At 52.2% G+C, this 19,557-nt stretch carries 15 protein-coding genes; 10 read left to right on the forward strand and 5 right to left on the reverse strand.

What is annotated here, in order from left to right; genetic code table 11:
- Positions 1-52: 52 nt before the first annotated feature.
- The 7 genes from J2T14_RS05755 to J2T14_RS05785 all read left to right on the forward strand — a co-directional run bounded on the left by J2T14_RS05755 (position 53) and on the right by J2T14_RS05785 (position 6,587).
- Positions 53-862 (forward strand): hypothetical protein, encoded by an 810-nt coding sequence (locus tag J2T14_RS05755; protein WP_307468809.1) that lies wholly within the window; start codon positions 53-55, stop codon positions 860-862.
- Positions 859-1,128, forward strand: coding sequence for a PqqD family protein (locus tag J2T14_RS05760; RefSeq protein ID WP_307207304.1), 270 nt, complete (start codon positions 859-861; stop codon positions 1,126-1,128). Before J2T14_RS05755 ends, J2T14_RS05760 begins: the two co-directional genes overlap by 4 nt.
- Positions 1,109-1,585, forward strand: coding sequence for a hypothetical protein (locus tag J2T14_RS05765; RefSeq protein WP_307468811.1), 477 nt, complete (start codon positions 1,109-1,111; stop codon positions 1,583-1,585). The genes J2T14_RS05760 and J2T14_RS05765 overlap by 20 nt, the downstream gene beginning before the upstream one ends.
- Positions 1,582-3,435: an ABC transporter ATP-binding protein gene (locus J2T14_RS05770; protein WP_307468814.1), complete on the forward strand. Its 1,854-nt coding sequence runs from the start codon at positions 1,582-1,584 to the stop codon at positions 3,433-3,435. The genes J2T14_RS05765 and J2T14_RS05770 overlap by 4 nt, the downstream gene beginning before the upstream one ends.
- Entirely contained in the window at positions 3,353-4,390 is a 1,038-nt protein-coding gene (locus J2T14_RS05775) for a nucleotidyltransferase domain-containing protein (RefSeq protein ID WP_307468816.1), read from the forward strand. Before J2T14_RS05770 ends, J2T14_RS05775 begins: the two co-directional genes overlap by 83 nt.
- Complete coding sequence (locus tag J2T14_RS05780; RefSeq protein ID WP_307207295.1) at positions 4,371-4,568, forward strand: hypothetical protein; 198 nt, start codon at positions 4,371-4,373, stop codon at positions 4,566-4,568. The genes J2T14_RS05775 and J2T14_RS05780 overlap by 20 nt, the downstream gene beginning before the upstream one ends.
- 189 nt (positions 4,569-4,757) lie before the next feature.
- Positions 4,758-6,587: an OmpL47-type beta-barrel domain-containing protein gene (locus J2T14_RS05785; protein WP_307468819.1), complete on the forward strand. Its 1,830-nt coding sequence runs from the start codon at positions 4,758-4,760 to the stop codon at positions 6,585-6,587.
- A gap of 87 nt (positions 6,588-6,674) precedes the next feature.
- On the opposite strand, the gene J2T14_RS05790 is transcribed toward J2T14_RS05785, so the two are convergent.
- The 5 genes from J2T14_RS05790 to J2T14_RS05810 all read right to left on the reverse strand — a co-directional run bounded on the left by J2T14_RS05790 (position 6,675) and on the right by J2T14_RS05810 (position 12,395).
- Positions 6,675-7,421 carry a response regulator transcription factor gene (locus J2T14_RS05790; protein ID WP_307468821.1) on the reverse strand — a complete coding sequence of 249 codons (747 nt, stop codon included), beginning with the start codon at positions 7,419-7,421 and terminating at the stop codon, positions 6,675-6,677.
- A gap of 20 nt (positions 7,422-7,441) precedes the next feature.
- Complete coding sequence (locus tag J2T14_RS05795) at positions 7,442-9,283, reverse strand: sensor histidine kinase (RefSeq protein WP_307468823.1); 1,842 nt, start codon at positions 9,281-9,283, stop codon at positions 7,442-7,444.
- A gap of 140 nt (positions 9,284-9,423) precedes the next feature.
- The gene (locus tag J2T14_RS05800; protein WP_307468826.1) at positions 9,424-10,467 is read right to left on the reverse strand and encodes a TRAP transporter substrate-binding protein; all 1,044 of its coding nucleotides are present in this window, start codon (positions 10,465-10,467) and stop codon (positions 9,424-9,426) included.
- A 126-nt stretch (positions 10,468-10,593) separates the two neighbouring features.
- Positions 10,594-11,889, reverse strand: coding sequence for a TRAP transporter large permease (locus J2T14_RS05805; RefSeq protein WP_307468828.1), 1,296 nt, complete (start codon positions 11,887-11,889; stop codon positions 10,594-10,596).
- Positions 11,886-12,395 (reverse strand): TRAP transporter small permease, encoded by a 510-nt coding sequence (locus J2T14_RS05810; RefSeq protein ID WP_307468831.1) that lies wholly within the window; start codon positions 12,393-12,395, stop codon positions 11,886-11,888. Before J2T14_RS05810 ends, J2T14_RS05805 begins: the two co-directional genes overlap by 4 nt.
- A 201-nt stretch (positions 12,396-12,596) precedes the next feature.
- On the opposite strand from J2T14_RS05810, the gene J2T14_RS05815 reads away from it, so the two are divergent.
- The 3 genes from J2T14_RS05815 (at position 12,597) to J2T14_RS05825 (ending at position 19,329) form a co-directional block, all read left to right on the forward strand.
- Positions 12,597-12,920, forward strand: a complete 324-nt coding sequence (locus tag J2T14_RS05815) for a cupin domain-containing protein (protein WP_307207282.1) — start codon at positions 12,597-12,599, stop codon at positions 12,918-12,920.
- 322 nt (positions 12,921-13,242) lie between these two features.
- The gene (locus tag J2T14_RS05820; RefSeq protein ID WP_307468835.1) at positions 13,243-15,333 is read left to right on the forward strand and encodes an RICIN domain-containing protein; all 2,091 of its coding nucleotides are present in this window, start codon (positions 13,243-13,245) and stop codon (positions 15,331-15,333) included.
- Positions 15,334-15,657: 324 nt separating this feature from the next.
- Positions 15,658-19,329 (forward strand): glycoside hydrolase, encoded by a 3,672-nt coding sequence (locus J2T14_RS05825; RefSeq protein ID WP_307468838.1) that lies wholly within the window; start codon positions 15,658-15,660, stop codon positions 19,327-19,329.
- The last annotated feature ends 228 nt before the right edge of the window (positions 19,330-19,557 follow it).

Here is a 19,557-nt window from a genome sequence, read left to right on the forward strand (position 1 = left end):
TAGAGATTTTTTCTGACCATACGTTCGTTATAAAGAACATGAAGGAGGTCTTATGGAGAGTATCGATATTTTCATCGGCGAACATGTTCTCCGTATTTCTTCTGCCTCTTCCGCGGTCATGTCACTCTTCAGCCGTACGTTTCCGACTGTTATCAGATGCGGCTCCTTTGATTTCGAGCCGGCTATCGCCGTGCATCTGGATGAGGGATACGGTTCGCCGTTCGTCGATTACAATGTGGGGAAGCAGCAGACGGATACCGGGACAGTCCGATATGCTAGAACGGATTACATAATTGAGACGGATGAGGATTGCAAGCAGGTTGCGATTAAATTTCACGACGAGCTCGCTTTAAAGCATGCTTTTATGCATCTATACAGTCTCTATATTGTTCGCAGCGGATGGGGGCTGCTCATTCATTCCTCGTGCGTAACGGATAACTGCGGCGGGCATATGTTCACGGGCCGTTCCGGCGCAGGGAAGTCTACCGCGGCGGCCTTATCCGAATCCGAATCGCGAGGAATCATCGCCGACGAAGCGACGATCCTTCGCATACGTCCGGACGAGGTTACCGTCTTCCATTCTCCTTTCCGGAGCGAGATTCAGACTGCGGCTCCTCTAGAGCCGGGACAATGGAGGCTCTCCAGCATTCATTTGCTTCACCAAGCCGAACAGCACCGGCGAATGCCCATTGCCAGATCGGAAGGATTGATCCGTTTAATGGACAAAGTGTTTTTTTGGAATCCTTCGACCGACGACACGAAAGCGATTATCGGACTTCTGAGACAAACCGTTCATCTCGTTCCGTTGTACGACCTCTATTTCCGCAAGGATCCTTACTTCTGGGAGTTGATTTCCTCATGACTTTATACATTCGAAAACCAGGCTGCGAAGCCATTGAGCTTGACGGCGAGACCATGATTCTGAATCCGGACGGCTTAACGATTACCCGGCTCAGTCCGGTCGCAAGTTATTGCTGGTCGCTGCTGTGCGAGACCCATTCGGCCGACTCGTTGTCGAATGCAGTCCGCAGCCATTACGAAGAGGCGGGCCAAACCGTCGAACAAGACATATCCTTATTCCTGCACGACCTAATGGAGTGTGGTCTTATTGCAGCAGTCGAGAAATGATGCTCAGTTTCAATTGCTGACAAGGATCATGCAACGAGACGGCTGGCTTGCGCTGCCGGCCCAAGGGAGCAGCATGTTCCCGCTTATCCGCGAGGGCAACTTATGCCGATTCCGTCCCGTACAGGCGGATAATATCGGCAAAGGCGATATTATTCTGTTCTGCTCGGATTCGGGCCAATTGATCGCACACCGGCTGCTATCCGTCATTCGGCGCGAGGACCTGCTGCTCTACATTTGCAAGGGGGATTCGAATCTGGGATGCGACGAACCTATCCGGCTCGAACAAATGTTAGGCGTCCTGTACAGCATCAGGAAATCAAGAAAAGAACTGCATATGTCTGGTCGCTTCGTCTCTCTCTGGACGAGAGCGGTCATGGCTTTGCCGATCCTGTCCCATGGGCTTAACCGCTACATATCCTATCAGAAAGCCAGATCCGCTGGCGGGGTTTCTCTATGACGGGGTTTCATCGGTTTCTCCAATTGTTCGGCGGCGTACGGAGTGCTTTTGCATTGCTTGCTCCTTACCTTATCAGACAGCGAAAAACCTATGCGGGGCTGCTGCTGCTCGTGTTGGCCGATATTGCGCTGACCCTGGCTTTCGCCTGGTTTCTCGGACAAATCACGGATGCCGCGGTACAGCAGCATTTCGATAAACTCTACGGGCTTATCCCTGTAGGGATAGCGCTCAGTTTATTGACCATTGCGACCGACTTTGTGAATATCCGGCTGGAATTCACGGCCTCGAACGGCTTGAAGAAGGCGCTGTCGGAGCGGCTGCTCCGACACATCCTGCTGCTGCCGGCCAGCCGGATGAATCGGCTGCATTCCGGCGAGATGATGACCCATTTCAATAGGGATATAAACAGCATCAACGGAATGATTGGCAGGAGTCTCATCCAATGGGTCCGTCTGCCGTTAATATTCATAGCCGTATTCGTCTATATGCTGCAGATTCATTGGGTAATGGCCGTAATGGGGCTGCTTATTATCCCATTCGCTCTCTTGTCCGGCGCACTGCTCGGGTACATTCTGAGGCGCCGGTCAAGAACGATTCATGATCTGTACGGGGGCGTGAACAGCTTTTTGTCGGATATGCTGCAGGGATTGTCCGTGATTCGTTCTTTTACGGCGGAAGCGGCTTGGTTCCGGAAATATTCGGATAAATACGGAGAGCTGTATGTGCTGCAGCAGCAGTATATGAGGCTGCAAGGCTGGATTCATGCTGGAGGGCAAGCGGCAGGCGCTTTTATTTTTCTGGTGAGCCTTTGTCTGGGCGCTTATTTCGTCTCCCATCATGTCATCACGATAGGTTCTCTTCTGTCTTTCGTTAATTTATCGGGCCATTTGCTTTATCCGTTAACCGGCATGGCGGGTCTGTGGATCGGCATCCAGGAATCGTCGACGGCGGCAGACAGGATTGCAAAGGTATTGAGCGAGGCTGTCGAGGGTCCCGACCTGCCCGAACCGATGACCGTCCCCGGCCCGCAAATCATTGAATTCCAGAACGTCAGCTTCCGCTATGAAGATCAAATTCCGCTAATTGAACGATTCAACCTTACGGTTCATGCCGGACAAACCGTTGCGGTCGTCGGTGCGAGCGGAGCGGGAAAGTCTACGCTCTTTCACCTGCTCCAAGGACTATACCGGCCGCAATCCGGCTCGATTATGCTTGACGGCATGCCCATCGACGAATTAACTTCAACGCAGCTTAGAAGCGCGCTTGCCCTCGTCGCGCAGGAGACGTTTCTTTTCTCGGGCACCATTCGCGATAATTTGCTGCTTGCCCGTCCGGACGCCACGCAGCGGGAGATCGAACATGCCGCGAAGCAGGCGTATATTCATGACTATATCCTGTCTCTCCCTGACCGCTACGAGACGGAGGTCGGCGAGAGAGGAATAACGCTATCGGGGGGACAAAGGCAGCGCATGGCCATCGCGCGGGCTATCCTTAGAGATGCGCCGATTCTGCTCCTGGACGAGGCAACATCGGCTCTCGACAGCGAAACGGAATTTCTGGTACAGCGGGCCTTGGACGGGTTGATGGAAGGCCGCACGACAATCATCATCGCACACCGGCTTTCGACGGTTCGGCATGCCGATCTCATTGTCGTCCTTGACCGGGGAGCGATCGTTCAAACCGGCAGGCATGAAGAGTTGGCGGGACGGGCGGGGCCTTACCGCGAGATGTACCGCAGGCAGCAGGATAAGAAAGGAGAGGCCACGGATGATCTGGAGTCTGCTGCAGGCGATTTACGACACGAGCGTTCCTATTCCGTCCGAACCGGAGATTCTCGAGCCGGCACTTGATGACGTTGAATACTTCCATGTTACCCCGCAGGTCTATCAGCTTCTCAAACAGCAGGAGCGGCTGGGCGGCTTGCCCGCAGCGTACCGAGATCGTTTGAAACTCAAATACGACGAGACGGTACGGACAAATTTATACATTCACTATGAGAATGAACGCATCCTTCAGGCCTTCGAGGATTCGGGAATTGCTGTCATTCCGTTAAAAGGCGTTCGTTTCGCCATGAAATATTTTGGTCATATCGGCGCAAGAGGCACCTCGGACATCGATCTGCTTCTGCACGAATCCGATATGAAGCGGGCCGAGGCCTGTATTCGTCAGTTTGGATTCACTTGCGAGGAGAAACCGATCCGCGCCCACTTTCATCGCAGTTTTTCGAAGCCGCTTGCCGGAACGAACCATTCGCTTACGGTCGAGCTGCACTGGGGGCTGCTGATGGAAGGGACCTCGAGCTTCAGCATCGCGCCTTTTTGGCGGGAGGCGGAGCCTTTGAAGCCTTATAAGCAGGTCATGGAGCTGTCGGAATATCATCAATTTTATATGATTTGCCTGCATGGGTGGAAGCATGCTCTGGACTCTCCGAAGTATTTGATCGACATCGTTCAACTGCTCGAAGTCAGCGGCGACCGGATCAGCTTCGACAGGCTGCTGCAGGATGCGTCGATTCACCGAACCTATAAGCGGATCGCAAGCACGTTATCCGTCGTCTACAAGCAATTTCCTTATTTGGAAGCCCGCAAGCCGCTTAAGCTTGCCAATAGAAGAGGGAATTGGTGGTATTACGATGCCGGTCGCGGCAAAAAAAAGAATGCATTACTGCGTTATGCCCGGTTTCTCCAGTATCAATGGCTGGACTTTGATTCTCCGATCCATAGCTTGGCAGCTTCCATTCACTATATGGAGTCTCTGGTCTTGTTTCGAAAGGGGGTGAGAACAAATGATCAAACCGAAGTATGAGAAACCAGTCGTGCTGGAACATCGCCCGATTACATTCGAGACGGTCGTCAGCGGCGGCGCGGGCGGCAGTTTTCCAGGTACAGGAGGTGGCGTAAACGGCGATCCGGGCAAAAAGCCCGGGGAATTCCCAGGCGGTGGGGCAACGGGAGGAACGTTTCCAGGCAAGGGACGTCCATAATGATGACGAAGGGCTGTTTCCGCGAGGAGACAGCCCTTGCGTTTGCCCATATCCGTCCGTCATCATTGGAACGAGTTGGGTCTGATTTATCCTTCCAAAATATGCCATAATTCGCTATGGATATACGGTTCGGATCATGATATCCTTGTATTCGGTTGTTCTTTATAACGAATGGAGGACTGATAGATCTTGAGAAAGCGGTCGGCTTTGCAAATGGTTCTTGTGTTTGTTCTTATGGTTTCAGGATTTACCCTTTTGCCGCTAAGTCATGTCCAAGCTATTGGAGACAGCAACATTCTTCCGCTGGAGGGGACGATTACGGATGCGAATGGAAATCCGGCAGAAGGGGTTATCCTATCGGTGGATTCACCTATGATTCTAGGTTCTTCCGGAGGCTTCCGCCACCTCGGCAGCGCCGTGACGGATGAAAACGGCTATTTTCAAATGGCGCCCTTCGAGCGAACCTTCCCGGATCAAAACTACCCCGGCTGCTATATTTCGTTCACGCTGAACGGGCAGCCCGTTGCTCGCAATATCGGTCACGCGACCTCGTTTAACTACCAGCTTCCCGCGTTCAACCACATTGAAGGAAACCTAACCATTGAAGGAACGGATCTCCCCAACGCTTATCTTCCCGTCGTCGTTGGGCTTCGCGTAACCAAGAGCGATCTCTATGTCCTCGCTTCTACGATTACCGATGAGAACGGCCACTATAGCATGGACTATATCCCAAGCGACGTTTCCACCATGCACGGACTGGGCGAGGTGATCGTAACTAGCCGAGAAATGATCCGCAACCGTTTTTACGACTTCCGAACGGATCCTCCGGCCGCATCCACGGCCATCTACGGTTATGTCGAATATGCGCCGGGTCAGCCAGGGTGGCCCTATACCCTTGAAATAGACGGCGTACCGCAACCATCTTCCTCTGGCGGGTTTGTCGCTGATCTGGGAGATACGCAAGCTCACCATGTCAAAGTGACTGCGGTAGGATTCGTTCCGTACGAAACCAGCTTAGCTCCAGGCGGTCCCTACTACATCCAATTGGAATTCGCCAGTCTGCCGCCAGTCGTGCAGGCGATTCCGGACCGCGGTCCCGATCGAAACGGCTGGTACAACCATAACGTGGTTGTCGCATTCGAAGCACAGGATAACAACTGGTATGAACAGCTTGAAGTTGATCCTCCTAAATCCGTCTCTACCGAAGGTGCCAATCAGGTGATTACCGGCTCCGCAACGGATGAAGAAGGGCTCGTAGGTTATGGATCAGTGACGATCAGCCTGGATAAGACGGCTCCCGAAACGACGGCAACCTTGACTGCGGCCGCTTCGGACACTTGGATGAATTCGGGAGCAATCTTAACCCTTCATGCAGCGGACGGATTATCCGGGGTGGCAACTACCTCCTATAGCGTCGATGACGGCCAAACCTGGAACCCGTATACCGGGCCTGTTCCGTTCGATGACGATGGCCACTATTATATCCAGTACCGCTCTATCGATGCGGCCGGAAACAGCGAAGCTTCGAAAACGATTGCCTTCAACCTTGATCAAACCGGGCCGGTTGTTGAGGTAATGACCCCGGAAGTGAAGCGGTACCCGAATGCGGGCAATCTGGTTCCCGCCTATCGGGTAACGGATGCAATGTCAGGAGTCGACCCGGTTAAGACAACGGCCACCCTCGACGGCAAGAATATTCAAAGCGGAGCGGCGATTCCTCTCTACACGATGGCGCTCGGCGCTCATACCTTTACCGTCAAAGCGACCGACCGCGCCGGAAACGAGACCGTTCGACATGAAAAATTCGAGACTTACGCAGACATCGAGTCTTTGAAAGCCCTTGTCAAGCGATTTGCGGAGGAAGGCAAGATCAAGACATCGGTCTCGAGTACGTTGCAAAAGAAACTGGATCAGAGCCAATTGAAACCCTTTATTAGCCTAGTAGAGGCTCACCGCGGCAAAGCTATTGATGCGGCAGCAGCCGAATATCTCCTGCGAGATGCCCAATCCTTGCAATAACCGAGAATGGCCTCTGCGAATGGAGGCCATTATACATCAAACGGCGGTCGTCATCCCTTATTGGATGAAAAGGCCGCCGTTTTGGGTTCAAAGACAGGTTGATTTGCTTTTTCTGTATTCCGACGGGGTCATTCCCGTCAGCCTCTTATAGGTGTTGCTGAAATAAGCCAGGTCCGAATATCCGACCCGTTCGGCTATTTCCGATACGCGCAGCGTCGTCTGGGACAACAGCTGCTTCGCTTTTTCCATACGCTTCTCCAGCACGTAATCCGTAAAGTTAACTTTCATCTGCTGCTTGAACAGTTGGCTCAGGTAAGAAGGGTTTAGATGAACCTTTGCCGCTACCTCCTGTAGCGTTATGTCTCCGGGCAGGGCGGAGTGGATATAATGGATAGCTTGCCGGATCGGCGATTGTTCGAACTCATCCGCAGCAGCCGGGGGGAGGGCATCTGCTTGCGCTTTGGAGAGGCGTCCCTGTATGGATTCCAGACACTTGCTCATTTCGTCGACTTCGACGGGCTTCAGCAGGTAATCGACGACTTGAGCACGTAGAGCGAACTGCAAATACGGGAAATCGTCATACCCGCTGATCATGACGACCTCGGGCTGCTGCTTCCGTTCGCGAAGCTGCTGCACGAGCGCAATGCCGTCCATAACCGGCATTTTCACATCCGTCATTACAACGCTGGCAGCATGGCTCTCCAGCCATTCCAGCGCCTCAAGTCCATTGGAGCATTCCATCACGACTTGGTACGGATGCCCGCTGCGTTCGATAACCTTTCGTAAAGCGGTTCGTACCCAACGCTCATCATCTACCAGCAATATGCTTGACATAGGGGAGACCTCCTCGCATCTTAGTCATTCCGGTCCGCGGCAGGGCGCAGGGGGAGACGCAGGGTCACCCTGGTTCCCTCGCCCAATACGCTTTCAATCGCGATACCGTATGATTCACCGAAAAGATGGGCAATCCTGCGGTGAACATTCTGGAGACCGATATGGCTGCCGGCGTGCAAAGATCCTTCGTCGCCGTCCAAAAGGTTATTCTGGATGCGCAGCAACTGTTCCTTCGCTATTCCGCTTCCCGTATCCTCAATGACGATGAACAATGCCCCATCCGAATCATCCGAATGGGCGATAATGCGAATTCGGCTCATTCCGCCGCCTGATTCGAATCCATGCACCATGCAATTCTCCACTAGGGGCTGGAGCGAGAACTTCGCAATTTGTTCATTAAGAAACCGCTCCGGAATCGAAAATTCATATTCCAGCCTTTCCTCGAACCGGTACTTCTGAATGCGAAGATACTTCTCGCAAATTTCCAATTCATCCTTAAGAGTTACGTAGGGGGATGGATTTCTCAGATTATATCGCAATAGGCGGGCCAAGGAAGCAGCCATATCCGATATGTCGTCCATTTCCCGGTCCAGTGCCATGCCCCGGATCGTTTCCAGCGAATTGTACAAGAAGTGGGGATTGATTTGGGCCTGCAGCATCTTTAGCTCCATTTCCTTTTGCTGCAGCGTCAACTCCGTCTCCTTCAGCTTGGAGAAGTAAATCTCTTTCATCAGCTCGTTCAGATTTTCCACCATCTTATTAAAGCCGTGGGTGAGCGTGCCGAGCTCGTCTCTGGAGGAGACAACGGCCTTGTTCGTAAAATCGCCCATCTCCACGCGTTTCATTAAACGCTGCAGCTGGCGGACTGGCTTAATGATGCTGGATGCCAATCCGATTCCGAAACAAGAGGCAATGCCGAGGGTTATGATAATCGACCAAATGATCGTCCGTCCGATATAACCGATGCCTGCCGTCAATTCACGATAAGGTACTGCCGTCACGAGCGTCCATCCTAGAAAGTGGGAGTGGCTGAAAGTAAGAAAGTTCGGTTCCTGACCGCCGGACAGTATAGAGCCGCTCTCCATCCTTTGCATCTCTTTCAATTGTTCAAGCTGTGCCGGGCTTCCGAGCTGTTCCAGATCAGGGTGGTACACATAATGGCCTTGGGAATCAAGGATGAACATATAGCCTGTTTTGCCGATCGTCACTAAGTCGGCAATTTCTTGAAAGCGCTTATAATTTACGTCGATGATTAACATCCCGATCGGATTGAGCGTACTGGGACTGACCAACCGTTTGACGATGGAGATAACCGGTTCCGTTCGGTCCGGCCATTTGATGACACGGCTGACAAGCATGGGTTCACCGTTCGCCGGCGCCAGCTTGTACCAATATTCATCCATCAATGGAGCAAGAGGCTCGACGCTGTCGTCTCCCCTTAGATCGAGAATCAGGATGTCGCTTAGGAACAAGCTGATATTCGATATGTCCGAACGGGAATAGGCGGAATTCTGGAGAAGCTGCATGATCGGCTGACGGATCTGGGATTGGTTTATTTCATCCAGCGTATTCATCTTGACAAGCTTCCCCATATCGGGATGGTTGATGGTCTTCAGCGAAATGATCTCAATATCGCGGACGTAATGCTCGACATGGGACTTCACCTGTTCGAGAATTTGCCAGCTGTATTGCCTGGTTTCGTTCTGCAGCACGTTGGATGACCGCTGATAGGAGATCATGCCGACGATAAGCATCGGGATGATGACCAGAATCGCGGAAAAGACAAGAAGCCTGGAGCTAAGGGTATGATTCCTTAAAAAAACAGTTTGCATGAACCAATAGCGTGCCTTGTTCCAAAACATCCCGCCAACTCTCCCTCGGATTGCATCTCTATGCTGTGTTCCATCATATTATAGCATCGATGCCGGGAGTCTCTCTAGTAAAGATAGAGGAGGCATGAGAGCCTCCTGCTTAACGGTTGATGCGATAGGGTTTGGGACGATTACTTGTTCTTGGCGTTCTCGATGGCATCGAGAACTTCTTTATAATCAGGACGATACTTTTCAATCATAGGTTTGACCGCTTCCTGCCAAGGCATCAGGTCGCTGACCTCGGTAACGGTGACCCCGGCCGCCCTGACCGTATCTTCGGCTTCCTTCTCGAATTTCTTCCATTGCTCGCGCTGGTACGCGACGGATTCCGCCGCGGCTTCCTTGATGGCCTTCTTATCTTCATCGGACAGCTTATCCCAGGTAACCTGACTGACCATCAGAACCTCGGGTACCCGCTGGTGGGAATCTACGATAATGTTCTTGGCCTGTTCATAGTGCTTGGAGGTATAGTAACTCGGCCAGTTATTCTCGGCTCCGTCGATAACGCCGGTTTGCAGAGCGTTGAATACATCGCCGTACGGCATCGGAGTGGCGCTTGCTCCCAAAGCGTTCATCAGGTCGATGTTCACTTTATTCTGGATAACGCGAATCTTCATCCCTTTCAGATCCTCGATGCTCTTCACCGGCTCGCGGGTGTAGAAGCTTCGCGCGCCGGAATCATAATAGGCAAGCCCCATGAATTTCGAAGAGCTCAAGCCATCGAGCAGCTTTTGCGCGTCGGGACCGTTCAGGAAGTTCCACTCATGCTCTTCGCTTTCGAAGATGTACGGCAAGCTGAATACGCCGAAAGCTTTATTGAACTCGGCGAGCGGGCCGGTACTGACCCGGGTAAATTCGATGGCGCCCAGCTGAACCTGCTCGATAACAGCCTTCTCCTCCCCAAGCTGGGAGGAGGGGAATACTTCGATTTTGATGCGTCCATTGGTCTTCTGATTGACGAGCTCCGCGAATCTCTTGTCACCAAGCGTTGTCGGATAATCCGCGGGATGGGATTCGGCGAGACGGAACGTATAGGTTGGCTGTTTGTTTTCTCCGCCGGCAGTCGACGGCGTCTCGTTGCCGCTCGCTGTATTGTCCGTTGCTCCGCAGCCTGCAAGAAGGGCTCCCGTTGCCAGAACGGTCGCAATCATACCTGTAAACGTCTTCATTTTCATTTACTGTCATTCCCCTCTTTGTTAATGGTTTTTATTTTTAAAGTATAAATGAAAACGCATCCATTTCGTATGGGATGGAGATTATGAGTTTTTGTAATTTTTTTAGATTTATTATCGTTTATATCATTACGGCGCACCGCTTACCAGACGGGGCAGCCAAAGCGATATTTGCGGAATGTACGTGACCAGCAGCAGGGCGATGCACATCGCGAAAAAGAACGGCCATGAAGCCTTGGTTGCTTGACTGACCGGTACCTTGCCGATTGCGCACCCTATGAATAATACCGTTCCGACAGGCGGGGTTATCAGTCCGATGCCGCAGTTTAAGATCATGATGATTCCGAAATGAATCGGATCGATTCCAAGAGCCGTTGCGACAGGCAGCAGGATGGGGGTCATGATCAGGATCATGGGCGCCATATCCATGGGGAAGCCGATGAGCAGCAGCAGGATGTTGATCATCAAGAGAATGACGTAAGGATTGTCCGAGACGCTAAGGAACAGATCGGTAAGCATGGCGGGTACCTGCAAATAGGCAAGTATCCAACCGAAAGCATCGGATGCGGCGATAAGGAACAGCACCATGGCAACCGTGCGGAAAGTCCTCTTCAGAACAATACCGAATTGGCGAAGCGGAACGTCTTTGTAGATGAAAAAGGTGAGAATGAATGCGTATACGCAAGCAACCGCTCCGGCTTCCGTAGCCGTAAACCAACCGCTCAATATACCGCCGAGAATAATGACGCCCGTCATCAAGGACAAGAACCCGTCGCGAATAATCTTCGGTACTTGCGACCATGTAATAGGTTCGCCCTTCGGGTAATTCCGTTTTACCGCGATCGTGTACGAGATAATCATCAACGTGAACATAAGCAGCAACCCGGGAATAATTCCGCCCAGGAACAGGTTGGAAACGGATACGCCTCCAGCCGCCACCGAGAACAAGACTAGATTGTGGCTTGGCGGGAAAATAACGCCTTGGATCGAGGCGGAGGTTGTGACCGCCACGGCGTAGTCCGCGTCGTATCCTTTCTTCTTCATTGCGGGAATAAGAACGGAACCGATCGAGGACACGTCAGCGGCGGCAGACCCGGATATGTTCCCGAAGAACATGCACGCCACGCAGTTTACAAGCGCTAACCCTCCTCGAACCGCCCCGACGAATAGCTGCGCGAAGTTCACGAGACGAGTGGCCATCCCCCCGGCACTCATAATCTGTCCGGCAAGGATGAAGAAAGGAATGGCCAGAAGCGGGAAGGAATTTATCCCTTGAATCATGCGTTGTCCGACTACGATCCACGGAATATCCAGATAGATCATGGTGACGAGCGCCGATCCGGCCAACGTGATGGAAATGGGGAAACGCAGAATAATCAGGACAAAGAAGGAAAACGCAAGGATGATGACCGCCATCGTATTCATGTCTTGGGCACCTCTTCATCAATGTTCTGATGCCGGATCGTTTCAATCCCGATCAGCTGCAGGAAGGTGTATACGCAAATCATGACGCCCGTAATGGGCATGACAAGATACATGATGCTATTTGGCAGTTTCGTTGCCGGAAGAGTGGATTCATTCATCAATACGGTAAACGCCCAGCCGTTCTTGACCAGATAAAGTCCGAATGCGAAGACGCAAACCAGGATGATCTTATCCAGCACCTTATTGAACCTCTTCGGCAACAGGTTGGTGAAGCTGTCCATCGCCAAGTGGAGCTTCTCGCGAAAGCCGATGGCGATTCCCATGAAGGAGAACCACACCATGAGCAGGAGGGTCACTTCCTCCGACCAGAAGAATACGAAATTGAACAGTTTTCTTGTGATGACCTGAATTGCCACGATGATCGCCATGGAAGCGATGGAAATCAATGCGAAATTCTCGAATAACGAATCGACGGCAAGCGCGATACGCTTTAAGGTCTTTTTCATTTGGTCATTCCTCCTTTTGCTCGTCATGTAAGTGCTTACAGAGTCTAAGTGTAAAAGAGGAAGCCGGTTTTGATAATGCCGTAGGTTTTAGGTATTTTTGTAATTTTTTTAGATCTTCCAAAACTAGGGTGGTGCCGGCCGCTGATAGAAGGTATGATGTTTTTGGAATTGCGCTTAACCTTCATGAAAGGAATGATATGAATGAGCAGACTGAATAACTGGGAAAATGCCGAACCGGGCGTAAAACGAAAAATGTTCAATCCGGGCGAGACGATAATGATGATGGAGGTGCACTTCGAGGAAGGCGCGGAAGGTTATATGCACAGCCATGTGCATGAGCAGCTTTCCTACTGCCTGGAAGGACAGCTGGAGTTTACCGTGAACGGGGAGAAAACCGTCATTTCGGCGGGCGAGACCGTATTTATACCGAGCAATGCCGAGCATGGCTGCCGGGCATTGAAGAAAAGCAGGCTGTTGGATGCTTTTACGCCGCTGCGGTTGGATTTGCTGGCTGAAAAAATCTAATTGATTTGATAGATTTGAAGAAAATTTATAGAAATAAGGGATTTTTACAATAGATGGTCCCTGCCTGGCATGCTATTCTATACGATGAATTGAATATGGAAAGGAATGGAGGCGAGGGAAGACCGACAGCTAGAGATGGAGAAAACCGAGGAAGAAGGTAAATTATAAAGAAAAATGAAAACGCTTTAACGAAAGTTATATTTGTTTTGGGCGAACCGGCACGGGTATCGCATCCGCGAGTGCCGGCTGAAAAGCAAGGCGGAGATTTGACGTTTACGATGAAGGTCGATCCCGATCGGCAGAAACGTAAAGGAGATGATTTATGAAGAAGATTATAGCGATTTCAATGATTTTAAGCCTTCTGGCGAGCTTGGCGGGCATGATCGGGTTCGTCAATGAAGGGCACGCAGCCACCACTGCTTTCGTACATCCTGGCATCCTGCACACGCAGGCGGATTTCGACCGCATGACGCAGATGGTTAACGCGGGCACGCAGCCTTATCTGGACGGTTATAATCTACTCGTTAACAGCTCGCTTTCATCATCCAATTGGACCCCGCGGGCTACCGATACGATCATTCGCGGCGGCACTGGCGACAATGTGGCCTTGTTGTTCATCGATGTCGCCCGCGCGTATCAGAATGCCTTGCTGTGGAAGATCACCGGCAACACGGCTAACGGAGACACGGCGCGCAACATTTTGAACGCCTGGTCGTCCACGCTTACGACGGTCTCCGGCAATGCCGACCGCTATTTGGCTTCCGGACTTTACGGTTACCAGTTGGCTAACGTGTCGGAAATCATGCGCGACTATCCCGGTTTCAACGTGACCGACATGGAAACCATGCTGTTGAACGTATTTTATAAGCCTCTTAACGAGCGCTTCCTTATCGGCAATGAATTCGGCGGGGACCACAACGACGCATACATCCAAAATTACTGGGCGAACTGGGATCTGGCCAATATGGCTGCGACCGTTGCGATCGGCATTTTTTGCGACCGCCGGGATATTTACGATATCGGTGTCGAGTATTATAAACACGGCGCCGGAAACGGTTCCATCTATAATGCGATTCCATTCCTGCATCCGGGCGGGCTCGCGCAGTGGCAGGAGTCCGGGCGCGACCAGCCGCATACGCAACTGGGAATCGGATTAATGGCCTCGATAAATGAAATGGCTTGGAATCAAGGCGACGACTTGTACGGGTGGGCGAATAACCGTTTCCTGCGCGCAGCCGAATACGTCGCCAAATATAACAACGGAGACGACAACGTACCGTTTGCAACCTATGAATGGGGCTCCGGCACGAACGGCGCCGTTCAAACGCAGACGGTCATATCGAACGCCGGCCGCAATGAAATGCGTCCGGTATGGGAAATGATTTATAACCATTACGCAAACCGCAAGGGTCTGTCGGTACCCCATATTGCCGCTCGCGCCCAGCTATTGAGACCGGAAGGCGGACCGAACTCAAACTCTGCGCATCCTTCGGCATTCGACCAAACCGGATTCGGTACGCTACTCTATACCCGGCCGGCCGGCAGCGGCGGAACCGCAACTCTTCCCGGCGGAAACATTCCCGATGGTACTTATCGTCTCATTGTTCGCCATACCGGCAAGGCTTTGGATGCGGCCGGAACGGCAAACGGTTCAAATATACGGCAATGGACGTCGAATGGGGGAACGAATCAGCAGTGGACCTTAACCCATCTTGGCGGAGGCCAGTATAGCGTCAAGGGCGTGCAGAGCGGACGTTTTTTGGATATAGCAAGCGCTTCTCCGGATCATGGCGCCAAATTCAACTTGTGGACCGGCAATGGCGGTGACAACCAGAAATTTGCTTTCATCCCCGCAGGCAACGGTTATCACCGCATCACCCCTGTGCATAGCAACAAGCCGGCTGACGTGGAAGGGATATCCGCTGCGGATGGAGCCCTTATACAGCAATGGCGATATCTTTCAAGCAATAATCAGCAGTGGAGGCTCGAACCGATATCGGTGAACGTTCGTTTGCAATCGCATAACTTCCTGGACCGTTACGTGCGGCACTCCAACTACCGGGCGCGGATCGATGCCAACGTCTCTCCGGTTCAAGACGCGCAGTTCAAGATGGTTGCCGGATTGGCCGATTCGAGCGGGGTTTCGTTCGAGTCCGTCAACTTCCCGGAGCGTTACCTGCGTGTTCGATCGAATGGAGAGATTTGGACGGATACGAACGACAGCACGACGACTTTCGCAAACGAGGCGACCTTCCGCCGCGTAGCGGGATTAGCGGACGCCCGAAAGTCGTCTTACCAAACGTGGACGGATTCGACCAAATATTTGCGTCATTCCAATTATCTTTTGTATGCCCAGAGCGGATCGGGATCGACGTTCAACGCCGATGCGACCTTTACCGAAACTGCTCCTTAAGGCCAAGTTCAAATGTTTGGAGCAAACAAGCAATCCCCATTAGCGGGATTGCTTGTTTTTCCTGTACGCGCGGAATGATCCTTTCATTCTGCTTATTTCCGTATAAAAAGACAAAATAATAGGGTCGAATCGTGAAACTTTTAGGTAGGAAGTCGGATGATTATGAAGAGCGCGTGTTGTAAAATCGAGGGAAAGGGATTCGGCTTTCGAGTGGAATCCTCTTTTTTTAAATGAATTGAAACCGGTTTCATGAAACCGTTTTCAATCATTGCGGTGTAATGAATGCATGAGAGAAGACCATTTCATTTTAAGGAGGCAACTCGATTGAAAAGGTTTATGTTAAAGAAAAGCGCGTTTGCGGCGCTGCTTGCCGTTGCATGCTGCATCGCCCCGATCGGTAGTTTATCGTATGCCGCGGATGCGGGCAAGAAAGTCGAGTATGACGCCATTGTCACTGTTGACGTGTCAAAAACGTTCCAGAAGATCGATAATTTCGGGGCATCCGATGCATGGTCGATGGAACCGATCGGGAAGAACTGGACGGAGGAAAATAAATCGGAAGTCGCGGATCTTCTGTTTTCCAGGGAGGATGGGATCGGTCTGTCCGCGTGGCGGTTCAACATTGGAGCCGGATCGACGGAAACGGACCAAGCGATCATAACGAATCCTTGGCGTCGCTCGGAAGCGTTCAAATCCACGGAGGACGGGGAATACGATTGGAGCAAGCAGGCAGGGCAGCAATGGTTCCTTAACGCGGCCAAGGAACGTGGCGTCGATACGCTCATCGGTTTTGTCAACAGCCCGCCGGTATGGATGACGAAGAACGGGCACGCTCAGCCGGATTCGACCGTGGGCTCAACGAATTTAAAGGACGGATACGAGGATGAATTTGCTGCTTACTTGACCGACGTCCTGGAGCATTTCGAGAACGAAGGAACCCACTTCGATTATATCAGCCCGATTAACGAACCGACATGGGATTGGAACAAGGCAGGACAGGAAGGGAACCGCTATAACAACGACGATATGAAGCGGGTCATACTCGAGCTGTACCGGCAGCTTCAAGCAAGCGGGCTAAATGCCCAGATCAGCGCGCCGGACGGCGTCGAGATTACGGCGCTACTGGACGACGACGTCTACAAGACGTTCACGAATAATGAACGTTATACGGGCGGGTCGAACAGTCTGGGAGTCGGCAAGTACCGGGAATATATTAAGGACCTGCTTGGCGACCCGGAGCTGAAGGAAGCCGTGGGCAATAAAATCGCTTCGCATTCCTACTGGTCCGATTACAGCAACCCTGGCGATGACCGCCTCGGGTATCTGAGGGATCTTCTGAACGCCAATTTGATCAAATACGGCGCCAAGTATTGGATGAGCGAATATTGCATACTCGGTAGTTACGGACCCGGCCGCGATCTTGGCATCGATCCGGCATTGTACATTGCCAGAACGATTCATTTCGATTTGACCCGTGCCAATGCATCGGCTTGGCAGTGGTGGACGGCCGTTTCCAAAGAAGATTACAAAGACGGCTTGATCTATACGGATTACAACAATCCGGGCGACGAGCAAACTATTTTGGCTTCGAAAATGCTATGGGCGCTCGGCAACTATAGCAAATTCATTCGTCCAGGCGCCGATCGCGTCGCGTTAACAGGGCTGGATGAAGAGGCACGGAGCGGACTGTTCGGCTCCGCATACCGGCATGACGGAGAGAAGACCGTGACGGCCGTATTCGTCAACGACAGCGCGGAAGATAAACGCGTTAAGCTTGCTTTAAACGGAATCAACAAGCACGAGTCCGTCTTTGTCATGAAGCCGTATATGACTTCGGCCGACCAGGATCTTGCCAGAGGCGAAGATGTTCCGGTTCAGGCGGACGGTACGTTCGAAACGATCATACCGGCCCGTTCCGTCGTTACGCTGAACGGAGATATCGTAAAGGCGAACAAGAAGCCGGACGCTCCGGAGATCGTAAGCGTCAAGCCGCTGAACAAAGGGCTGCAAGTCGAATTCAGCGCCCCGAAAGGCGCGTATGAATATGAAGTGAGATACGGAGTGAAAAACAACATCCGGGAACTGAAATTAACAGAAATGACCGATGATGTTGTCGTCCTTGAAGGTTTGAAGAACGGTGACGAATACTTTGTTACTGTACGAGCCGGGAACGCTATGGGCTTCGGCCCGCCATCGGGGCGAGCCTATGGTATGCCGCAGCTGCTTGCACCGACGGGCGTAACGGCCAAGGGCGTCGATGGCGGCTTTACGGTGACCTATGATGCCGAGATTGGCGTTCCCGCCTATCGCGTTCGATACGGCACGCAGTCGGGAATATACGATCAACAATCGATAGCCGAAACGCCTGACGGCACCATTCAAGTCGACGGGCTCGTGAACGGCATGTCCTATTACGGGGTCATAGAAGCGGTTGACGGGCAAGACGCAAGTCCGTCATCCATCCAATTCCAAGTGAAACCAGATGTACCCGCCCCGGGCAAAATCATTGCCATACCGGGAAATCAAAAAGCGCTCATCGCATTTGCCCCGGTAGAAGGCGCCGTAGGCTATACCGTAGAAATGGTTTCCGGCTCGCCAAATAGCGATCCGGTGCAAAGCGGCAATAATGAAGTCGTGCTGGACGGGTTAACGAACGGATCGCCGATTGCCGTTCGCGTGGCTACCGTCGGCAAAGGCGGCAAAGGAACCGGTTATACGGAAACGGAGGTTACTCCGAGAGACGAAGAGGTCCGGTTCGAGGACGGTTTCAACCAAGCGGATCCGTCCCGATATCAGCAGGATGTAAGCCAGTGGGTGATCGATGACGGCTTGTTGAAGCATGATGGTAAAGACCAAGGCGAACTCAGCATCAAAAATATGCAGCTAATCGACGGCTCCGTTACGGCGGTCGCCAAGCATGCATCGGCGGACGCGGATTGGGGAATCGCTTTCCGCGGGAGCAGCTATTCGAAAGGCTATATGTTCGGCTATGAGAACGGTGTGCTGTTTATTCGGAGAGACGGACAAAATTTGGTTCCTCCGGTTGCTTTCGCGGCAAAACCAGGCGAGTATTATAAGCTGGAAATCCGGCTGAACGGGAAGCAAATCCAAGGTTATGTCGATGGAAATAAGGTATTCGATCTGACCGATACGGTTTACACAAGCGGGCGCGTTGGACTTCATAGCTGGTCCGGTGCGCAATTCGCCTACTTGAAGGCGGTTCGGGAAGCGGATAATCTGACATCGGTGCCTGAAATCTACCAGATGAAGGAGGGCGATGGTCAAGTCGCGCTGCAATATAGGGAAGTAGACGGTGCGGAAGCCTATGTCATTCGGTACGAGGAAGCAAGCGGAAGCGGCTCCGGTCCCGCCGAGGTGGCAGCGGCTCCGGGATTTACGACCGTTACGGGGCTCCAAAACGATATAACGTATTCGTTTAAGGTGGTCGCGATTCGGAGCACGGAAGAAGCGGAGTCGGCTCCCGTGGAAGCGACGCCAAGCCGGAGCGCCGGTACTGTGCTATACTACGTCGACGCCGGCGACGGGACGCCAAGCCAATTGGAGGATGGGGAAGTTCTCGGAGCGCTTCAGTCGCAAGAAGAGCAGGAATATGGCAGCGACCCCGTTACGGGCATGAAATGGGGGTACGAAGCCGATAACGGACTGACCTGGGCGCACACCTCTCCGACCGACGCCTATGAATCGATTCGCCAGTACGACGGAAACGAGAATGGCAAAGGTCTTGCTTATCGCTTCCAATTGCCAAGCGGTACGTATAAGGTGACGATCGGCTTCTTCGATCCATGGAAGGCAAGCGACCGTGTGATGAGTGCGACGATTAATGGAGAGATGAAACTGACCGATTATGTCATCGGTTCGAACCGGGAAGCGAAAGCGTTTGACAATATCGAAGTGAAGGATGGGGAGCTTGTCGTGAAATTCGTCAAGGCGGGCGGCTCCAAGCCGATGGTAAGCTGGATCAAAGTCGAAAAGTGATGCGATCCTGAGAGTGGATACCGCAACGAACACGATATGATAGAAATTCAGGGAGGTGGCTATTTGCCGCCTCTCTTTTTTTTTCAACGACTAACCAATCGACATACAAAACGGCGTAGAACATAATAACTGGAATTTCTCCCGTTAATGAGCCGCTCCACATCCACGTTATCGAATAGATTGAATTTCTCCTGTTAATATCTCCGTTATACGGTCGGGTGGGTGAGA

This window comes from Paenibacillus harenae (genome assembly GCF_030812415.1).
GTDB classification, from domain to species: domain Bacteria; phylum Bacillota; class Bacilli; order Paenibacillales; family Paenibacillaceae; genus Pristimantibacillus; species Pristimantibacillus harenae_A.